Source organism: Paraburkholderia sp. EG304, from assembly GCF_046543485.1.
Taxonomy (GTDB): domain Bacteria; phylum Pseudomonadota; class Gammaproteobacteria; order Burkholderiales; family Burkholderiaceae; genus Paraburkholderia; species Paraburkholderia youngii.
This window is the reverse complement of the sequence record NZ_JBKGUA010000194.1, coordinates 1-1,744: the sequence shown is the minus strand read 5'-3', so window position 1 is coordinate 1,744 and position 1,744 is coordinate 1. Positions and strand designations below refer to the sequence as shown.

Annotated in this window: 2 protein-coding genes; both read left to right on the top strand. The window is 72.7% G+C overall.

Annotation, left to right across the window (positions count from 1 at the left end; translation table 11 throughout):
* The first annotated feature begins 134 nt into the window (after positions 1 to 134).
* Complete coding sequence (locus ACLFKU_RS43240; RefSeq protein ID WP_410853329.1) at positions 135 to 788, top strand: ATP-binding protein; 654 nt, start codon at positions 135 to 137, stop codon at positions 786 to 788.
* A partial coding sequence (locus ACLFKU_RS43235; protein WP_410853328.1) for a two-component regulator propeller domain-containing protein occupies positions 785 to 1,744 on the top strand: 960 nt, incomplete at its 3' end. The genes ACLFKU_RS43240 and ACLFKU_RS43235, both read left to right, overlap by 4 nt.

Genomic DNA, 1,744 nt, shown 5'->3' with positions numbered 1-1,744 from the left:
GCCGTGGGCATGGCCGAAGATCGCCGTGGCCAGGTGTGGGTGACCAGCGGCAAAACCTTGTCCCGATACGAACCCGGCACCGGCCGGTTGCGGCACTGGTTGCTGGGGTGGGAGGGCGGTACGGGCGTGATGGCGTGCTGCTGCGGGTGCTCGATACCGGTCCCGGCATGACGTCCGCGCAATGCCAGCGCCTGTTCCAGCGCTTCGAACAGGCCGATGGTGCACGGACGGCCGCAGGCCATGGCGGCAGTGGCCTGGGGTTGTCCATCTCCCGCGATCTGGCGCTGGCCATGGGCGGCGACATCACGGTCAGCAGCCGTCCCGGCGAGGGCGCCTGCTTCGACGTCTGCCTGCCGTTGCCCTGCGTCGATGCCGGTGAGGCAGGCACGCCGCTGTGCGCGCGTGCCGAACCGATCGGTGGCGGACAGCTGCAGGTGCTGGTGGTGCATCCGTTGCCGGTGGTCGGCCAGGTGCTGCCGGCAGCGTTGGCATCGCTGGGGCATGCGGCACGATATGCGCCGGGGCTGGATGACGTGCCGACCGCAGCGGGCGAGGGCAGGGGCTGGGATGTGATCATGGTCGACCCTGACCTGCGTGTGGGCGGTGAACGGGCGGGTGCGCGATTGTCGCGCTGCTGGCCGGGGGTGCCGCGGATCGCCTTGACCCCGCGCGCGGATGCGGGGGCCCAGCGTGAGGCCATGGCAGCAGGGTTCGATGTGTTCCTGCGGCTCCCGGTAAGCCGGGCGGCGCTGGCCGATGGCCTCGCGCGCTGCAGGCGCGTCGCATGAAGCACGGGCTGCGACGGCGATGGGTCGGGGTGCTGCTGGGCGGGCTGTTGCCGGCGCTGTCGGCACTGGCGCTGCCGGGCCACGGTGCGCGCGTCACCACCGTGGACGGCCTGCCGTCCAATGTGGTGCATCAGATCGTGGAGGATCGGCAGGGTTACCTCTGGTTCGCGACCGCCGATGGCCTGGCCCGCTATGACGGGGGCGGCTTCCGGGTGTGGCGCGTGGAGCACGGTCTGGCCGACAACGAAGTGCGCAGCATGGCGCTGGATGCCCGCAACCAGCTCTGGATCGGGACCGCGAATGGCTACCTGCAGCGACTGTCGGCTGATCGCCAGCGGTTCGAGCGGTGGGCGGGACCGCCCGCGCCGACCGCCGCGCCCAGCCCGGTACTGGCGATCCAGCCGATGGACGCGGGCGCCGTCTGGTTTGGTACCCGCGACGCGGGCCTGTTCCGGCTGGGACGCGACCGCCGGCTGCGTCAGTACCTGCCGGGCACTGGCGGCGGCCTGCCGTCGGCACGGGTGGATCACCTCGCGGCCGATCCGCAGGGCGGGGTGTGGATCGGCAGTGCGGCGGGTCTGGCGCGGTGGCATGACGATCGGTTCCAGACGCCGGCGATGCTGGGCGCCTCCCTGCTGCCGGTGACGGCGTTGGGGCGGGATGCGCAGGGCGCGATCCGCTCGAGCACCGCCGAGGGTACCGAGGTGCGACACCTGCCCGCGTTGCAGCGGGCACCACGGCCGCGCGAGCCGGCACGGTGGCTCGGCTCCAGCCGTGCCGGCGGCGACTGGTTTGCCGACGGCGGGCAGCTGTGGTGGCAGGACCGGCACGGGCAGGACCGCCACGCGATCACGCTGCCCCACCTGCCCGGGCGCAACACGCCGCGCATCGTCCGGGTGATCGAAGACCGGCAGGGACGGGTCTGGATGCTGGGCAGTCGCCAGGGGGTGTGGCGG